Source organism: Photorhabdus machadonis (assembly GCF_052657765.1).
The window spans coordinates 3,046,645-3,062,226 of record NZ_CP199761.1; the positions used below are offsets into that span (position 1 = coordinate 3,046,645).

General features: G+C 48.7%; 15 protein-coding genes and 2 pseudogenes. 11 read left to right on the plus strand and 6 right to left on the minus strand.

From position 1 onward, the window contains the following. Nucleotides 1-218: 218 nt before the first annotated feature. The 6 genes from tnpC (ACUN2T_RS14345) to tnpA (ACUN2T_RS14370) all read right to left on the minus strand — a co-directional run bounded on the left by tnpC (ACUN2T_RS14345) (nt 219) and on the right by tnpA (ACUN2T_RS14370) (nt 4,734). The gene (gene tnpC / locus ACUN2T_RS14345) at nt 219-1,724 is read right to left on the minus strand and encodes an IS66 family transposase (RefSeq protein ID WP_445493693.1); all 1,506 of its coding nucleotides are present in this window, start codon (nt 1,722-1,724) and stop codon (nt 219-221) included. Between the two features lie 63 nt (nt 1,725-1,787). Then, the gene (gene tnpB / locus ACUN2T_RS14350; RefSeq protein ID WP_214089177.1) at nt 1,788-2,123 is read right to left on the minus strand and encodes an IS66 family insertion sequence element accessory protein TnpB; all 336 of its coding nucleotides are present in this window, start codon (nt 2,121-2,123) and stop codon (nt 1,788-1,790) included. Next, nucleotides 2,117-2,419, minus strand: coding sequence for an IS66 family insertion sequence element accessory protein TnpA (tnpA, locus tag ACUN2T_RS14355; RefSeq protein WP_445493694.1), 303 nt, complete (start codon nt 2,417-2,419; stop codon nt 2,117-2,119). The genes tnpB (ACUN2T_RS14350) and tnpA (ACUN2T_RS14355) overlap by 7 nt, the downstream gene beginning before the upstream one ends. Nucleotides 2,420-2,527: 108 nt before the next feature. Further along, on the minus strand, nt 2,528-4,033 hold the full coding sequence (tnpC, locus tag ACUN2T_RS14360) for an IS66 family transposase (protein ID WP_445493695.1): 1,506 nt from the start codon (nt 4,031-4,033) through the stop codon (nt 2,528-2,530). Between the two features lie 63 nt (nt 4,034-4,096). Continuing rightward, the gene (gene tnpB / locus ACUN2T_RS14365; RefSeq protein ID WP_445493696.1) at nt 4,097-4,438 is read right to left on the minus strand and encodes an IS66 family insertion sequence element accessory protein TnpB; all 342 of its coding nucleotides are present in this window, start codon (nt 4,436-4,438) and stop codon (nt 4,097-4,099) included. Next, complete coding sequence (tnpA, locus tag ACUN2T_RS14370) at nt 4,432-4,734, minus strand: IS66 family insertion sequence element accessory protein TnpA (RefSeq protein WP_445493694.1); 303 nt, start codon at nt 4,732-4,734, stop codon at nt 4,432-4,434. Before tnpA (ACUN2T_RS14370) ends, tnpB (ACUN2T_RS14365) begins: the two co-directional genes overlap by 7 nt. Before the next feature lie 1,971 nt (nt 4,735-6,705). On the opposite strand from tnpA (ACUN2T_RS14370), the gene ACUN2T_RS14375 reads away from it, so the two are divergent. The 11 genes and pseudogenes from ACUN2T_RS14375 (at nt 6,706) to tnpB (ACUN2T_RS14425) (ending at nt 15,544) form a co-directional block, all read left to right on the plus strand. Then, a complete protein-coding gene (locus ACUN2T_RS14375; protein WP_445493697.1) occupies nt 6,706-7,746 on the plus strand; it encodes an IS630-like element ISPlu16 family transposase in 1,041 nt (346 codons plus the stop codon). 253 nt (nt 7,747-7,999) lie between these two features. Then, nucleotides 8,000-10,453 (plus strand): RHS repeat-associated core domain-containing protein, encoded by a 2,454-nt coding sequence (locus ACUN2T_RS14380; protein WP_445493698.1) that lies wholly within the window; start codon nt 8,000-8,002, stop codon nt 10,451-10,453. A 2-nt stretch (nt 10,454-10,455) separates the two neighbouring features. Then, nucleotides 10,456-10,695 carry a hypothetical protein gene (locus ACUN2T_RS14385; protein ID WP_445493699.1) on the plus strand — a complete coding sequence of 80 codons (240 nt, stop codon included), beginning with the start codon at nt 10,456-10,458 and terminating at the stop codon, nt 10,693-10,695. 54 nt (nt 10,696-10,749) lie between these two features. Beyond that, nucleotides 10,750-11,346, plus strand: a pseudogene (locus ACUN2T_RS14390) (RHS repeat-associated core domain-containing protein); the annotation flags it as partial. Between the two features lie 15 nt (nt 11,347-11,361). Continuing rightward, nucleotides 11,362-11,634, plus strand: coding sequence for a hypothetical protein (locus ACUN2T_RS14395; RefSeq protein WP_445493700.1), 273 nt, complete (start codon nt 11,362-11,364; stop codon nt 11,632-11,634). A 1,115-nt stretch (nt 11,635-12,749) separates the two neighbouring features. Next, nucleotides 12,750-13,232, plus strand: a pseudogene (locus ACUN2T_RS14400) (RHS repeat-associated core domain-containing protein); the annotation flags it as partial. Next, nucleotides 13,221-13,703 (plus strand): TNT domain-containing protein, encoded by a 483-nt coding sequence (locus ACUN2T_RS14405; protein ID WP_445497879.1) that lies wholly within the window; start codon nt 13,221-13,223, stop codon nt 13,701-13,703. The pseudogene ACUN2T_RS14400 and the gene ACUN2T_RS14405, both read left to right, overlap by 12 nt. A gap of 6 nt (nt 13,704-13,709) precedes the next feature. Beyond that, entirely contained in the window at nt 13,710-14,099 is a 390-nt protein-coding gene (locus tag ACUN2T_RS14410; protein ID WP_445493701.1) for a hypothetical protein, read from the plus strand. A gap of 47 nt (nt 14,100-14,146) precedes the next feature. Beyond that, nucleotides 14,147-14,473: a hypothetical protein gene (locus tag ACUN2T_RS14415; RefSeq protein ID WP_445493702.1), complete on the plus strand. Its 327-nt coding sequence runs from the start codon at nt 14,147-14,149 to the stop codon at nt 14,471-14,473. A 439-nt stretch (nt 14,474-14,912) separates the two neighbouring features. Then, entirely contained in the window at nt 14,913-15,215 is a 303-nt protein-coding gene (gene tnpA, locus ACUN2T_RS14420) for an IS66 family insertion sequence element accessory protein TnpA (RefSeq protein WP_445493694.1), read from the plus strand. Beyond that, nucleotides 15,209-15,544, plus strand: coding sequence for an IS66 family insertion sequence element accessory protein TnpB (gene tnpB / locus ACUN2T_RS14425; RefSeq protein WP_214089177.1), 336 nt, complete (start codon nt 15,209-15,211; stop codon nt 15,542-15,544). Before tnpA (ACUN2T_RS14420) ends, tnpB (ACUN2T_RS14425) begins: the two co-directional genes overlap by 7 nt. Nucleotides 15,545-15,582 lie beyond the last annotated feature (38 nt).

Here is a 15,582-nt window from a genome sequence, read left to right on the forward strand (position 1 = left end):
TCTTGGTGAATACCCACGGTAAGGGTCGCGGTAGGAATAGCCGTTACCGGCTACCCCCCGCACAGATCCGGACGTGCGCTACTAACGCATCCGGCTCCTACGTAAGTAATGCTCCGGTCATCTCACCGTAATGTTCCGGTGAACTCACCTTGCGTTGTCAGATAAGTAAGAGTCCGGTCATCTCACCTTGCGTTGTCAGATAACAACAAAATGGGATGTTAACGGAAGGGATTCTCAGGCCAGGGCAGCAGCTCATTCAACCGACTGTTCGGCCAGACAGGCAGCCGACTGAGGACATCACGTAACCAGACCCAGGGCTCATGTCCGTTGGCTTTGGCCGTTTCCAGCAGGCTCATTATCATGGCCGCCCGTTGCCCCGCGGCCAGTGAACCCGCAAAAAGCCAGTTCTTTCGGCCGAGCGCCACACCCCGGACCGCATTCTCCGCCCGGTTGTTGTCTATCGGCACCCGCCCGTCATCCAGATAACACACCAGCGCCGGCCAGCGCTTCAGCGTGTAATCTATCGCTTTGCGTAACCCGGAATTCGGGGCCGTTTGGGCCTGAGTCGTCTGCAACCAGGACCGGAACTCATTCAGCCACGGCCGGGCATAACGCTGTCGCCACTGACGCCGTTTATCCGGCGGCCGGTGTTTGATTTTTCGCTCCAGCTTGTACAGGTCGCGAATGCCATCCAGCGCCTGTTTCGCCACCGGACTTTGGCTCGCTTTGTATTGGTCAAAGAATTTGCGGCGGGCGTGAGCCCAGCAACCCGCTTCAGTGATATCCGCCCGGGCATGCAGCGCGTTGTAACCGGCATAATCATCCGTCACCAACATGCCGCCCGACCAGTCTTTCAGCAGGCTCTGGGCATAACGGCCACTGCGGCCGGGATGCAGCTCATAGTACACCACTGCCGGCGAGGTATCGGGGCCGGTGACATACGTCCACAGATAGGCGCGCTGGGTCTGGCCTTTTCCCGGGGCCAGTATCGGCAACGGGGTCTCATCGGCATGCAGCACCGGGGACGTCAGCAGCGTCTGCTTCAGGGCATCGGCTAACGGTTGCAACGCCACAGCCACCTGCCCCACCCAGTCCGACAGGGTGCTGCGGGCCAGGGTTACACCACTGCGGGCATAGATTTTCTGCTGACGGTAGAGCGGCAGGTGGTCACGATATTTGGCGACCACCACCTGAGCCAGCAACCCCGGCTCTGGAATGCCCTTTTCAATCAGGTGGGCGGGTTGGGCTTTAGCATGCACGCACTGACAGCGCGCGCAGCTGTACTGCGGACAGACATAACGCCGGACAACAAACGTCGCGGGGCGATATTCCAGCCGCTCACTGATTTCGTCACGTAAAAAGCGCAGGGCATGACCGCAATCCGGGCAGCTCTCCGTCTCCGGCGCCAGCCGGATATCTTCACGGGGTAAAGTCGCCGGCAAAGGCTGACGTTTAGGCTGGGCCGGGGTCGCGTTTTCCTTGATATGCAGGCGTGACAGCCGGGTTTCCAGCACCGCGATATCGGTATCGGCATCTTCCTCAAACTGACTGCGTTTGGGACCGGCAGGCAGGGTTTCGCTGTGCGCACCAAAACGCCAGCGTTGCGCCTGTTTCAGGGCGTCTTCCAGCTGGCGAATATAATCACCTTGTTGCTGAAGCAGCGCCAGTGCCCGCAGGCGGAACTGGCCGGGGTCATCCAGCGCGATTAAGTCATTGAGCGTCATGCAGACAGTGTACCGGATAATTCCCCGTCGTTATCCGGTAAAAGTGTGACCGGGGTAGCGGAATTAGCTTCGCCAGCCGGACAGGTCATCTCCCTCGACTTGTTGCCAGTGAATGCCGCGGATGAGCCAGTCAAACTGGGCGGGCGTCATCACCCAGCTGCGCTCGCCCTGCTTCGGCCAGACAAAATGGGCCCGGTGCAGACGGCGGGTACACAGCCAGACGCCGTGTCGGTCCCAGCGCAACACCTTGAGACGGGAGCGGGCCTTGTTGCAGAAAACAAAAGCGGCCTCGTCCTGCCAGCGCAAATTCAGTCCCTCCAGGTGCCGGGTCAGGGCATCAATGCCCCGGCGCATGTCGACGGGCTCTCGCACCAGAAAGAGCTGTTGCGGTTTCAGCATCGGGCCAGTACCCGCATCACGTCAGGCAGCAGCGTCAATGGACAGGCGATGGCATAGCCGTCTGGGGTATGCAGGGTGACGGTGCGCGTGTCGTCAGGCTGGAGTGAAACAGGCAAGAGGGCGGGCAGTGTCTGGCTGAGAGGTTGGCGCATTTTGTGACTGTCGGCAATCCAGTCGCGGAAAGAGGAAAAACTCAGCTGATGCTGTTCGCAATACTGTTTTCGAGTCAGGTCACTGTGGCGCCATTGGGTCACATGGTGTTGTTTTTGCTCCGGGGTATATCGACTACGGCTCATGGTGTCAGTCTCCAAATGAAGATAGGGAAGCGGTAGCGTGCATGGGCCGGAGAGGAAGAACAAGGTGAGATGACCGGAGCATTACTCAGATAACAACAAAATGGGATGTTAACGGAAGGGATTCTCAGGCCAGGGCAGCAGCTCATTCAACCGACTGTTCGGCCAGACAGGCAGCCGACTGAGGACATCACGTAACCAGACCCAGGGCTCATGTCCGTTGGCTCTGGCGGTTTCCAGCAGGCTCATTATCATGGCCGCCCGTTGCCCCGCGGGCAGTGAACCCGCAAAAAGCCAGTTCTTTCGGCCGAGCGCCACACCCCGGACCGCATTCTCCGCCCGGTTGTTGTCTATCGGCACCCGCCCGTCATCCAGATAACACACCAGCGCCGGCCAGCGCTTCAGCGTGTAATCTATCGCTTTGCGTAACCCGGAGTTGGGTGCCGTTTGGGCCTGAGTCGTCTGCAACCAGGACCGGAACTCATTCAGCCACGGCCGGGCATAACGCTGTCGCCACTGACGCCGTTTATCCGGCAGCCGGTGTTTGATTTTTCGCTCCAGCTTGTACAGGTCACGAATGCCATCCAGCGCCTGTTTCGCCACCGGACTTTGGCTCGCTTTGTATTGGTCAAAGAATTTGCGGCGGGCGTGAGCCCAGCAACCCGCTTCGGTGATATCCGCCCGGGCATGCAGCGCGTTGTAACCGGCATAGTCATCCGTCACCAACGTGCCGCCCGACCAGTCTTTCAGCAGGCTCTGGGCATAACGGCCGCTGCGGCCGGGATGCAGCTCATAGTACACCACTGCCGGCGAGGTATCGGGGCCGGTGACAGACGTCCACAGGTAAGCTCGCCGGGTCTGGCCTTTTCCCGGGGCCAGTATCGGCAACGGGGTCTCATCGGCATGCAGCACCGGGGACGTCAGCAGCGTCTGCTTCAGGGCATCGGCCAGCGGTTGCAACGCCACAGCCACCTGCCCCACCCAGTCCGACAGGGTGCTGCGGGCCAGGGTTACACCGCTGCGGGCATAGATTTGCTGCTGACGGTAGAGCGGCAGGTGGTCACGATATTTAGCGACCACCACCTGAGCCAGCAACCCCGGCTCCGGAAGGCCCTTTTCAATAAGATGGGCGGGCTGGGCTTTAGCATGAATTCGCTGGCAGGCCGCACAGCTGTACTGCGGACAGACATAACGCCGGACGATAAACGTGGCCGGACAGTATTCCAGTCGCTCACTGATTTCATCACGCAAAAAGCGCAGGGCATGACCGCAATCCGGGCAGCTCTCCGTCTCCGGCGCCAGCCGGATATCTTCACGGGGTAAAGTCGCCGGCAAAGGCTGACGTTTAGGCTGGGCCGGGGGCGCGTTTTCCTTGATATGCAGGCGTGACAGCCGGGTTTCCAGCACCGCGATATCGGTATCGGCATCTTCCTCAAACTGACAGCGTTTGGGACCGGCAGGCAGGGTTTCGCTGTGCGCGCCAAAACGCCAGCGTTGCGCCTGTTTCAGGGCGTCTTCCAGCTGGCGAATATAATCACCTTGTTGCTGAAGCAGCGCCAGTGCCCGCAGGCGGAACTGGCCGGGGTCATCCAGCGCGATTAAGTCATTGAGCGTCATGCCGACAGTGTACCGGATAATTCCCCGTCGTTATCCGGTAAAAGTGTGACCGGGGTAGCGGAATTAGCTTCGCCAGCCGGACAGGTCATCTCCCTCGACTTGTTGCCAGTGAATGCCGCGGATGAGCCAGTCAAACTGGGCGGGCGTCATCACCCAGCTGCGCTCGCCCTGCTTCGGCCAGACAAAATGGGCCCGGTGCAGACGGCGGGTACACAGCCAGACGCCGTGTCGGTCCCAGCGCAACACCTTGAGACGGGAGCGGGCCTTGTTGCAGAAAACAAAAGCGGCCTCGTCCTGCCAGCGCAAATTCAGTCCCTCCAGGTGCCGGGTCAGGGCATCAATGCCCCGGCGCATGTCGACAGGCTCTCGCACCAGAAAGAGCTGTTGCTGTTGCGGTTTCAGCATCGGGCCAGTACCCGCATCACGTCAGGCAGCAGCGTCAATGGACAGGCGATGGCATAGCCGTCTGGGGTATGCAGGGTGACGGTGCGCGTGTCGTCAGGCTGGAGTGAAACAGGCAAGAGGGCGGGCAGTGTCTGGCTGAGAGGTTGGCGCATTTTGTGACTGTCGGCAATCCAGTCGCGGAAAGAGGAAAAACTCAGCTGATGCTGTTCGCAATACTGTTTTCGAGTCAGGTCACTGTGGCGCCATTGGGTCACATGGTGTTGTTTTTGCTCCGGGGTATATCGACTACGGCTCATGATTCCTCACAAGGTTAAGACAAAAACCTAGCGTGCATGAACCGAATGAGAGGAGCAAGGTGAGTTCACCGGACGTTTACGTTATACTGATTAAAGTCATCCGTTAAAAAACAACGTTTAATAACAGATTAAATCCTGCCCATTATAAAACTCTGAACTGGTTCCCACTTTTTGACCCTGTCCTGTTTAATTCGTTTATCTACGATTCTACATTCCATTTATTTTACATTTTACTGACCTGCTTAATCATTTAAAAAACGAATGCCAAAGTATTAAAGCTTTTATATCAAGGAAGAATTTAACTCAATAAATGCGCCTTTTTAAAAGGACAGTCAATGGCATTTAATCGAAAATCATTAACCATTAATCGCAAGTTGAAAAGAAATCGCACGTAAAAAGATATTATCCGAATAGGTAGGCATTAAAGTACTTTCTCACCAATTAGTTAACAGCGTCAGTAAAGATAAATCGAATATGATCCGCGTTCATTAAACGTAATCCTATGATGAGTAAATTTAATAAAAAACCGGTGGTAAAAGGAGTAAAAACAACGGTTAAAAAGCTATACCAATTAAAGCCATCCGTTAAAAAATAACGTTTAATAACAGTTTAAATCCTGCACATTATAAAACTCTGAACTGGTTCCCACTTTTTTACCCTGTCCTGTTTAATTCATTTATCCGCGATTCTACATTCCACTTATTTTACATTTTCCTGACCTGACTAATCATTTAAAAAAACGAATGCCAAAGTATTAAATATTTTATATCAAGGACGGATTTAACTTAATAAATACACCTTTTTAAAAGGCCAGTTAATGGTATTTAATCGAAAATCATTAACCGTTAATAGTGAGTTGGAAAGAAAATACATGTAAAAGGATATTATCCGAATAGGTAGGTATTAAAGTGCTTTCTCACCAGCTACTTAACAGCGTCAGTAAAGATAAAATGAATATGATCCGCGTCCATTAAACATAATCCGATGATGAGTAAACTTAATAAAAAACCGGTGGTAAAAGGGGTAAAAACAACAGTTAAAAAGTTATACTAATTAAAGCCATCCGTTAAAAAACAACGTTTAATAAAAGTTTAAATCCTGCACATTATAAAACTCTGAACTGGTTCCCACTTTTTTACCCTGTCCTGTTTAATTCATTTATCCACGATTCTATACTCCACTTATTTTATATTTTCCTGACCTGCCTAATCATTTAAAAAAACGAATGCCAAAGTATTAAAGCTTTTATATCAAGGACGGATTTAACTTAATAAATACACCTTTTTAAAAGGCCAGTTAATGGTATTTAATCGAAAATCATTAACCGTTAATAGTGAGTTGAAAAGAAAACACACGTAAAAGGATATTATCCAAATAGGTGGATATTAAAGCTCTTTCTAGCCGATTATTTAACAGCGTCAGTAAAGATAAAGTGAATATGATCCGTGTTCATTAAACGTAATCCAATGATGATTAAACTTGATAAAAACCGGTGGTAAAAGGTAAAAACAACGATTAAAACTTTATACCAATTAAAACCACAAGTTAAAGAAATGAATTTTAATAACAGGTTAAACCCTGCCCATCATAAAACTCATAGCGGGATTCACTTCATTTACCCTTCCCTGTTTAATTCATTTATCCGCGATTCTACATTCCACTTATTTTACATTCTCCTGACCTGCCTAATCATTTAAAAACGTGAATAACAAAGTATTAAAGTTTCATATCAAGGGCAGATTTAACTCAATAAATGCACCTTTCTAAAAGGACAGTTAATGGCATTCAATCGGAAATCATTAACCATTAATCGCAAGTTGAAAAGAAATCGCACGTAAAAGATATTATCCGAATAGGTAGGCATTAAAGTAAATAACTTTTCAAAATAATAGATCACTTGGAGGGAACTCAGTCCGATTTTTGCGATCTGATCAATTGCGAAAAATCCCAAACCCCAACACGGACTGAGTGATGCCTATCATAGCACCTATACCTCAAGATGAATGCCAGAAAATGAGAAAACTTATCCATAAAACCCGTGATAAGAACTATTCCCGTCGATTAACGGCGTTATTGATGCTCAATGAAGGATTGACAGTGACTTATGTCGCCAAGACCCTTCATGCCGCACGCTCTTCCGTCAATCGTTGGGTTCAGTGGTTTACATTATATGGGCTGGAAGGACTCGAAAGTTTACCCGTTGGCCGACCTGTTGTCTGGGATCTCTCCCCGCTCTATAACCTCTTACTTTTCTTATTACAGCAATCCCCCCAAAAGTTAGGCTATCTCCGCTCTCGCTGGAGCCTTGAACTCATGACTCATACCCTCAATGAATTACTCAACCTCTCTCTGACGCAAAATGTCCTTTATCGTTACTTTGCTCAGGTGGGGATTGTCTGGCGTAGAGCGGCACCCACAGTGAAACAACCTGATCCCGAATACGATGAGAAAATGGCAAAGATCGCGGAAGCCAAAGCGAACATTTCAGAAAAACATCCCGTTTTTTATGAAGATGAGGTGGATATTGATTTAAACCCGAAAATCGGCGCGGACTGGTGCTTCAAAGGACAACAAAAACGGGTTATCACCCCGGGAAAAAACGAAAAACATTACCTTGCGGGCTGCCTTAATGCCCAAACAGAGCAAATCACCTATGTTAAAGGAGTAAAAAAGAATTCTGATTTATTTATCAAAATGTTAGATGAACTGAATCATCAATATCCCCATGCGGAAACCCTCACATTAATCTTAGATAACTACTGTATTCATAAAAGTCAGAAGGTAAAGGACTGGCTGGCACGACATCCAAAATTTACCCTGTTGTTTTTACCGGTCTATTCACCGTGGCTAAATAAAATAGAACGGTTATGGCAATCGCTCCATGAGACAATAACGCGAAATCATTGTTGTCAATTTATGTGGCAGTTACTGAATTATGTTGATGCCTTTTTGGCATCGTTTTCATCACAGCAAAAGCCAGGAAGACAAAAAATGGGTGTAGCACAATTATGAAATCTTATTTACTTTCTCACCGATTATTTAACAGCATCAGTAAAGATAAAGCGAATATGATCCCCGTTCATTAAACATAATCCAATGATGATTAAACTTAACAAAAAATCAGTATTAAAAAGGGTAAAAACAACGATTAAAAATTTATACTGCTTAAAACCATCAGTTAAAAAAATAACTGTTAATAACCATTTAAATCCTGCCCGATGGTCGCCACTGGCATTACAGTTATGAACAGCAGCAATTAAGTGAAGTGATTGCCCCGAACGGTTGCGCCACGCAACTGGCCTCTGACGGACTGGGCCGGCTCCTGAGCGTCACCGATGCCCATAACCAGCAGACCCGCTATCACCACAGTGCCTTTCATGCCAGCCCGGCGGGCAGTGTCAGTGAAATCCACTTACCGGACGGGGTTCGCCAGACGATTGACTACGACAGTGAGCGGCGCGTATCAGCGGTGACCGACGGTGCCGGGCGCACCACCCGGTATACCTATGACGCCTTTGACCTGTTGAGCCGCGTCACCCGCCCGGATGGGACGGCCCTCACCTTTGCCTACGACAGACTGACCCGCCTGACCGCGGTGACTAACGCCACTGGCGAGACCTACCGTTACACCCGTGACCGGGCCGGGCGGATTATCGGTGAAACTGATTTTACCGGGCGCACGATTCAATATCAGTACGATAACGCCGGACGCCGCATCACCGCCCGTTACCCGAATAATCAACTCTTACGCTGGTGCTACACCCCGGAAAACCGCATTACCCGGCAGGAAGTCTGGCAGGAAGAAGATGAACAGTGTCAGCGGGTTTCGGTCACAACATACGACTATAACGACACCGGCCAGCTTATCCGCGCCACCAACCCGGATGCGGTGGTGGCATTTGAATATGACAAATCGGGCAATCTGACGGCAGAGACGATTAACGGGCGGACGGTGACCCACGAGTGGGATACCCTGAGCGGCTTACCGGTCAGCCGGCAGGGGAACAACCTGCCGGCCCTGCACTGGGACTATGGCCCGCCCGGTCAGGTCACCCGTTTTGGGTTGGAAGGCCACGCGCCGCTGGATATTCAATATGACGGCCTGGGACAGGAAACCGTGCGCCGCAGTGACGCCGGCTTTATTCAGGCGCAATATCACACGCCTGCCGGGTTGCTGGCGCATCAGGCGGCCGGCCGCAATTCCGCACGATTCAGGCAGGCATTGCAGGAAGCCGACCCGCATCATCCGCCGTTTGGCAGTGAAGTGAACCGTCACTGGTATTACACGCAGGCGCACCATGTCGAGTGCATAAAAGACGACCGCTGGCAGGAAACCCGTTACGGGTACAACGCCAACGACCAGATAGTGGCGGCTATCTTTAGCGGCACCCCCTGGGCGCGTGAAGAGCAGTTCATTTATGACGCTAACCAGAATATCGGTCACTACCAGCGAATACCGGAATATATGAACGAACCGGTGCGTCAGGAATATCAGGAGTATCAGGCGGCCCGGATGGAACGCCGTGGAGATAACGCCTTCCGCTATGATGAAAATGGCCGAATGGTGGAAAAAACCGTCCATAAATATCAGTACCGGTCAAGGACATTCTGTTACCACTGGGATGCGCATAACCAGCTGACCGGGTTTATCACGCCGGAAGGGACCCGCTGGCGCTATCGCTATGATGCCTTTGGCCGGCGTATCAGTAAACGCAAGGAAGTGGACAGCACGCTGGAAGCCACCAACCTGAAACGGTGGCTGGACGGACTGCCGGACCTGACACTGAAACCGACGGCGATTATCGGATACGATTACCTGTGGAGTGGTGACCAGCTGATAGAAGAGACGCCGGTGTATGCAGACGGCACCGTGGGATATGAGCACAGCATTCACTGGTTATATGAACCGGGAAAACTGACCCCCTCGGCGCGTTATGAACAGGGGCAACTGCACTATGTGGTCAGTGACCATCAGGGAACCCCGCGGGAAATATTAACGGAAGCAGGAAAACTGGCCTGGGCCGGGCGGCTGTTCACCTGGGGCGAACCGGAGTTCTGGACTGTTTCAGTGCGGAAAGAGGAAACGGTCAGCTGCAATCTTCGGTTCTGTGGACAGTACGAAGATGAAGAAAGCGGTTTATTTTATAATCGGTTCCGGTATTATTCGCCAGAGACCGGGCAGTACCTCTCGCCTGACCCTTTGGGGTTAACCGGAGGAGTAAATCTTTACAGTTACGTGTCTAATCCGGTGAGTTTTGTTGATCCTCTGGGGTTAGCAGCATGTCCGGTAATTAAACAACGTGTTCTGGATAATATTGCGGCAAATAAAGCGGCCAGAGAATCGTCAGCTTTTGGTAAAAATGCGATTCGAACTCCATATGGTACAGCTATCCAATCTAATGCTCCAACCGCGTTGACAGCAAGAGGAAAAGTTGAGAATGGAGCTACGCTTTATCGCATAGGAACAACGGGTAAAAGTGAGGTCGTTGGAGCACAATTTTGGGCACTGGAGCATCCATATAATCCAGGTTATGCAAATAGATATGGAATACCTCAAGAAAACATTACTAGGAGCAACTTTATTATGACAGGAGAATTAAAACTCGGAGCTAATTTTATTACTCGTCCTGCTCCTGGTGTTGGAAAGAATTTAGGGGGAGGCATTGAAGTTGTAGTACCTCCAAATGCTGTTAATATAAAAACATTTAGTACATTTTAAATATGAAATATGATATTTACGCACAATCAAGAAGATTAGCCACCTTGATGAAAGATAAAGGATTTCTGAATATATCTCAAGATATTACCAATTCCATTGAATATAGTTCAACCGCTACCGAGATCTTAATGAAAATTAGATTTATTTTTAAAGAAATAGATATAAATGACAAAAGATTTAGTGTTGATGAAATCAACTTAATTAAAGAAATTTCAAATGAAATAAATAACAATTTGAAGTAATTTGTCCATTAAATAAAGTCGAAAGATCTAAAAGATCTAAAAGATCTTTCGAACTTCTGCGGGCAGTATGAAGATGAAGAAAGCGGTTTATTTTATAATCGGTTCCGGTATTATTCGCCAGAGACAGGACAGTACTTCTCGCCTGACCCTCTGGGGTTAGTCGGAGGAGTAAATCTTTATAGTTACGTGCATAATCCGGTGAGTTTTGTTGACCCGTTGGGGTTGACAGCAAGCCCGGGGACTAAATCCCCCCAAAATGGGCCTTATAAAGAGATTGAAAAAGCCCAATTACCTAGTTGGATGATAGATTCCTTTAAGGATAGGAATTATAAGACAGTAATTACTACCACAGATATGACTGTTTATCGTGTGTTTGGAGGAGAAGCTTCTATTGGTGGTTCATATGTAACAACTTCTCCTGCTCTAAATAAGATTCAAACTAAAATAGATGCAGCTCTTTTACCTGAATGGAGAAATACCAGACATTTCGAATCCACAATATTAGTTCCAAAAGAAACTGTACTCCACGTTGGCAAAGTTGCACCTCAGATCACTAAATCTGGAACAATTTTGCAAGGAGGAAGTGATCAGATAATTTTACCGCAAAATTACCCTATGAGTTGGGTAAAAGATGTAAGATTTTTGAATTAAATTAAGGTTTTTAAGATGAATAAAAAAACTCTGCTGCTAGAAATGGAGAACGCAATAAAATTAATGGAAAATGAGAAAATAAATAACAACAAGGGGAAATTACAGGCAATTATAGATTTATTTGAAAGAGCCAAGATAAGAATAAATAATAACAACCTGAAATTTAATGCAATACGTGGTGCTGCAAGAATGTATGCAGAAATGTATAGCGATTATATGAATCCAATACCTGAATATCTTTATCATGTGGAGAAGAAAATGGATAAATTTTTAGAAGAAAATAAATAACTCATTTTTTTAATGAAAACCGGAAGATCTTCCAAGATCCTCTGGCGTTATTAACGATCTACTGTGGCAAATAACTATTGCAAGAGTAATGCTCTAGTCATCTCACGGAAGTCTGGCAGGAAGAAGATGAACAGTGTCAGCGGGTTTCGGTCACAACATACGACTATAACGACGCCGGCCAGCTTATCCGCGCCACCAACCCGGATGCGGTGGTGGCATTTGAATACGATGAATCGGGCAACCTGACGGCAGAAACGATTAACGGGCGGACGGTGACCCATGAGTGGGATACCCTGAGCGGTTTACCGGTCAGCCGGCAGGGGAACAACCTGCCGGCCCTGCACTGGGACTATGGCCCGCCCGGTCAGGTCACCCGTTTTGGGTTGGAAGGCCACGCGCCGCTGGATATTCAATATGACGGCCTGGGACAGGAAACCGTGCGCCGCAGTGACGCCGGCTTTATTCAGGCGCAATATCACACGCCTGCCGGGTTGCTGGCGCATCAGGCGGCCGGCCGCAATTCCGCACGATTCAGGCAGGCATTGCAGGAAGCCGACCCGCATCATCCGCCGTTTGGCAGTGAAGTGAACCGTCACTGGTATTACACGCAGGCGCACCATGTCGAGTGCATAAAAGACGACCGCTGGCAGGAAACCCGTTACGGGTACAACGCCAACGACCAGATAGTGGCGGCTATCTTTAGCGGCACCCCCTGGGCGCGTGAAGAGCAGTTCATTTATGACGCTAACCAGAATATCGGTCACTACCAGCGAATACCGGAATATATGAACGAACCGGTGCGTCAGGAATATCAGGAGTATCAGGCGGCCCGGATGGAACGCCGTGGAGATAACGCCTTCCGCTATGATGAAAATGGCCGAATGGTGGAAAAAACCGTCCATAAATATCAGTACCGGTCAAGGACATTCTGTTACCACTGGGATGCGCATAACCAGCTGACCGGGTTTATCACGCCGGAAGGGACCCGCTGGCGCTATCGCTATGATGCCTTTGGCCGGCGTATCAGTAAACGCAAGGAAGTGGACAGCACGCTGGAAGCCGCCAACCTGAAACGGTGGCTGGACGGACTGCCGGACCTGACACTGAAACCGACGGCGATTATCGGATACGATTACCTGTGGAGTGGTGACCAGCTGATAGAAGAGACGCCGGTGTATGCAGACGGCACCGTGGGATATGAGCACAGCATTCACTGGTTATATGAACCGGGAAAACTGACCCCCTCGGCGCGTTATGAACAGGGGCAACTGCACTATGTGGTCAGTGACCATCAGGGAACCCCGCGGGAAATATTAACGGAAGCAGGAAAACTGGCCTGGGCCGGGCGGCTGTTCACCTGGGGCGAACCGGAGTTCTGGACTGTTTCAGTGCGGAAAGAGGAAACGGTCAGCTGCAATCTTCGGTTCTGTGGACAATATGAAGATGAAGAAAGCGGTTTATTTTATAATCGGTTCCGGTATTATTCGCCAGAGACGGGACAGTACCTCTCGCCTGATCCTCTGGGGTTAGCCGGAGGAGTAAATCCTTACAGTTACGTGCATAATCCGGTGTCGTGGATTGATCCATTGGGATTAGCGGCAAGTTCGGGGGCGAATTCTTGGAATGATTTCCAATCTCGCTCAAAAGGAATGTTTAACAGTAGTACTCACTCTGCTAAAGCATATTCACTTTGGAAGAAAGGAGATTGGGTAGCTTTAGAGAAACTTATGGGGCCTGATTCATGGCCACCAAATCGTGGGTTTGTAAACGCAACATCGACAGTTTTGCAACCAGGCACTAAAATTGATCGTTATGGTGGGTGGTTTGAAGGAAAAAATTTTAAAGACAACGGTACATTTGTCTCCCCAGCAGGGGCCTCATTTGAAAGTCGAGCATTACCTATGAATACTTTGCAAAAACCCTATAGTGTTTACGAAGTTGTCAAACCTATTAAAGCTGATATGGGACCTGCCATACCGTGGTTTAGTCAACCCGGTATGGGGACTCAATATGATCTTTCGGGTAGAATAGGTAAATTAATTAGTGAAGGTTATATTAAAAAAATCTGAGGAATAATGATGAAGTTTATTAATCTACATAGAAAAAAAATCTTTCTTCACGATGGGCTAGAAGATGAATTTATTTATAAAAAACAGAAAATCGAGTGTCCAATATGCAAAGGTAATATTCTTTTTAGTGTTTATGGCTCTCAAGATTTTGATGAATTAAATAAATACATTCAAGATAATATTGCTAAAAGTATAACAGGATTAGAAAAAACAGACTGTGATGACAATTCTTCATATAAGTACAAAAGGTTTTCATTAATGCTAAATTATACTAAATGCGACGTTGATCACCATGATTTTGCAGTAGTATTTTCCTTTGGTGAAGAACAACCGGCTAGATATCAAGCCTATTTGTTAGGTTTATTTAATATAAATAGCTCTCAACTAATATCATGAGTATCAGGCAGATCGGATGGCCCGCCGCGGAGATAACGCCTTTCGCTATGATGAAAATGGCAGAATGGTGGAAAAAACGGTCCATCGTGGAAATATGGATCTATAAAATGAAAACTTCCGGTAAAATGTTTTTAACTGATGCTCTTCAATTAATTTTGGAAGCAATAGAATTATACCAAGATGGGAAAACAGCACCTTTATCTATCAATATATTAATGCAGGTAAAAAAAGAATTAGAGGAAATGATAAGGGTTATGAATCCAAAGATTTATTCGCCATCTTATCCTCGATTTATTATAGATTGGCCTGGTGAATCTGAGATCATGTCAAAATTAATTAACGCAGCTTATTATTACCAAAAAATAAGAAAATAACTAAAAAGCCGGAAAGACCCTTCGGGATCTTCCGGTTTTGTTCTGCTTGCTCAACAACAAACGGAACCTTACTTGGAATTTTCAGTTTCTGCGGGCAGTATGAGGATGAAGAAAACGGTTTATTTTATAAAAGGACAACTAATTACATTTAATCGAAAATCATTAACCATTAATCGCAAGTTGAAAAGAAAACACACGTAAAAGGATATTATCCGAATAGGTGGATATTAAAGTACTTTCTCACCGGTTATTTGACAGCGTCAGTAAAGATAAAGCGAATATGATCCGCGTTCATTAAACGTAATCCAATGATGATTAAACTTAATAAAAAACCGGGGTTAATAAGGGTAAAAAGTAATGCTCCGGTCATCTCACCTTGTTCTTCCTCTCCGGCCCATGCACGCTACCGCTTCCCTATCTTCATTTGGAGACTGACACCATGAGCCGTAGTCGATATACCCCGGAGCAAAAACAACACCATGTGACCCAATGGCGCCACAGTGACCTGACTCGAAAACAGTATTGCGAACAGCATCAGCTGAGTTTTTCCTCTTTCCGCGACTGGATTGCCGACAGTCACAAAATGCGCCAACCTCTCAGCCAGACACTGCCCGCCCTCTTGCCTGTTTCACTCCAGCCTGACGACACGCGCACCGTCACCCTGCATACCCCAGACGGCTATGCCATCGCCTGTCCATTGACGCTGCTGCCTGACGTGATGCGGGTACTGGCCCGATGCTGAAACCGCAACAGCTCTTTCTGGTGCGAGAGCCCGTCGACATGCGCCGGGGCATTGATGCCCTGACCCGGCACCTGGAGGGACTGAATTTGCGCTGGCAGGACGAGGCCGCTTTTGTTTTCTGCAACAAGGCCCGCTCCCGTCTCAAGGTGTTGCGCTGGGACCGACACGGCGTCTGGCTGTGTACCCGCCGTCTGCACCGGGCCCATTTTGTCTGGCCGAAGCAGGGCGAGCGCAGCTGGGTGATGACGCCCGCCCAGTTTGACTGGCTCATCCGCGGCATTCACTGGCAACAAGTCGAGGGAGATGACCTGTCCGGCTGGCGAAGCTAATTCCGCTACCCCGGTCACACTTTTACCGGATAACGACG

Bases quoted from the DNA above. Each gene is read 5' to 3' on its own strand.
- tnpC (WP_445493693.1), bottom strand. From the start codon at position 1,724: ATGACGCTCAATGACTTAATCGCGCTGGATGACCCCGGCCAGTTCCGC.
- tnpB (WP_214089177.1), bottom strand. From the start codon at position 2,123: ATGCTGAAACCGCAACAGCTCTTTCTGGTGCGAGAGCCCGTCGACATG.
- tnpA (WP_445493694.1), bottom strand. From the start codon at position 2,419: ATGAGCCGTAGTCGATATACCCCGGAGCAAAAACAACACCATGTGACC.
- tnpC (WP_445493695.1), bottom strand. From the start codon at position 4,033: ATGACGCTCAATGACTTAATCGCGCTGGATGACCCCGGCCAGTTCCGC.
- tnpB (WP_445493696.1), bottom strand. From the start codon at position 4,438: ATGCTGAAACCGCAACAGCAACAGCTCTTTCTGGTGCGAGAGCCTGTC.
- tnpA (WP_445493694.1), bottom strand. From the start codon at position 4,734: ATGAGCCGTAGTCGATATACCCCGGAGCAAAAACAACACCATGTGACC.
- ACUN2T_RS14375 (WP_445493697.1), top strand. From the start codon at position 6,706: ATGCCTATCATAGCACCTATACCTCAAGATGAATGCCAGAAAATGAGA.
- ACUN2T_RS14385 (WP_445493699.1), top strand. From the start codon at position 10,456: ATGAAATATGATATTTACGCACAATCAAGAAGATTAGCCACCTTGATG.
- ACUN2T_RS14395 (WP_445493700.1), top strand. From the start codon at position 11,362: ATGAATAAAAAAACTCTGCTGCTAGAAATGGAGAACGCAATAAAATTA.
- ACUN2T_RS14410 (WP_445493701.1), top strand. From the start codon at position 13,710: ATGATGAAGTTTATTAATCTACATAGAAAAAAAATCTTTCTTCACGAT.
- ACUN2T_RS14415 (WP_445493702.1), top strand. From the start codon at position 14,147: ATGATGAAAATGGCAGAATGGTGGAAAAAACGGTCCATCGTGGAAATA.
- tnpA (WP_445493694.1), top strand. From the start codon at position 14,913: ATGAGCCGTAGTCGATATACCCCGGAGCAAAAACAACACCATGTGACC.
- tnpB (WP_214089177.1), top strand. From the start codon at position 15,209: ATGCTGAAACCGCAACAGCTCTTTCTGGTGCGAGAGCCCGTCGACATG.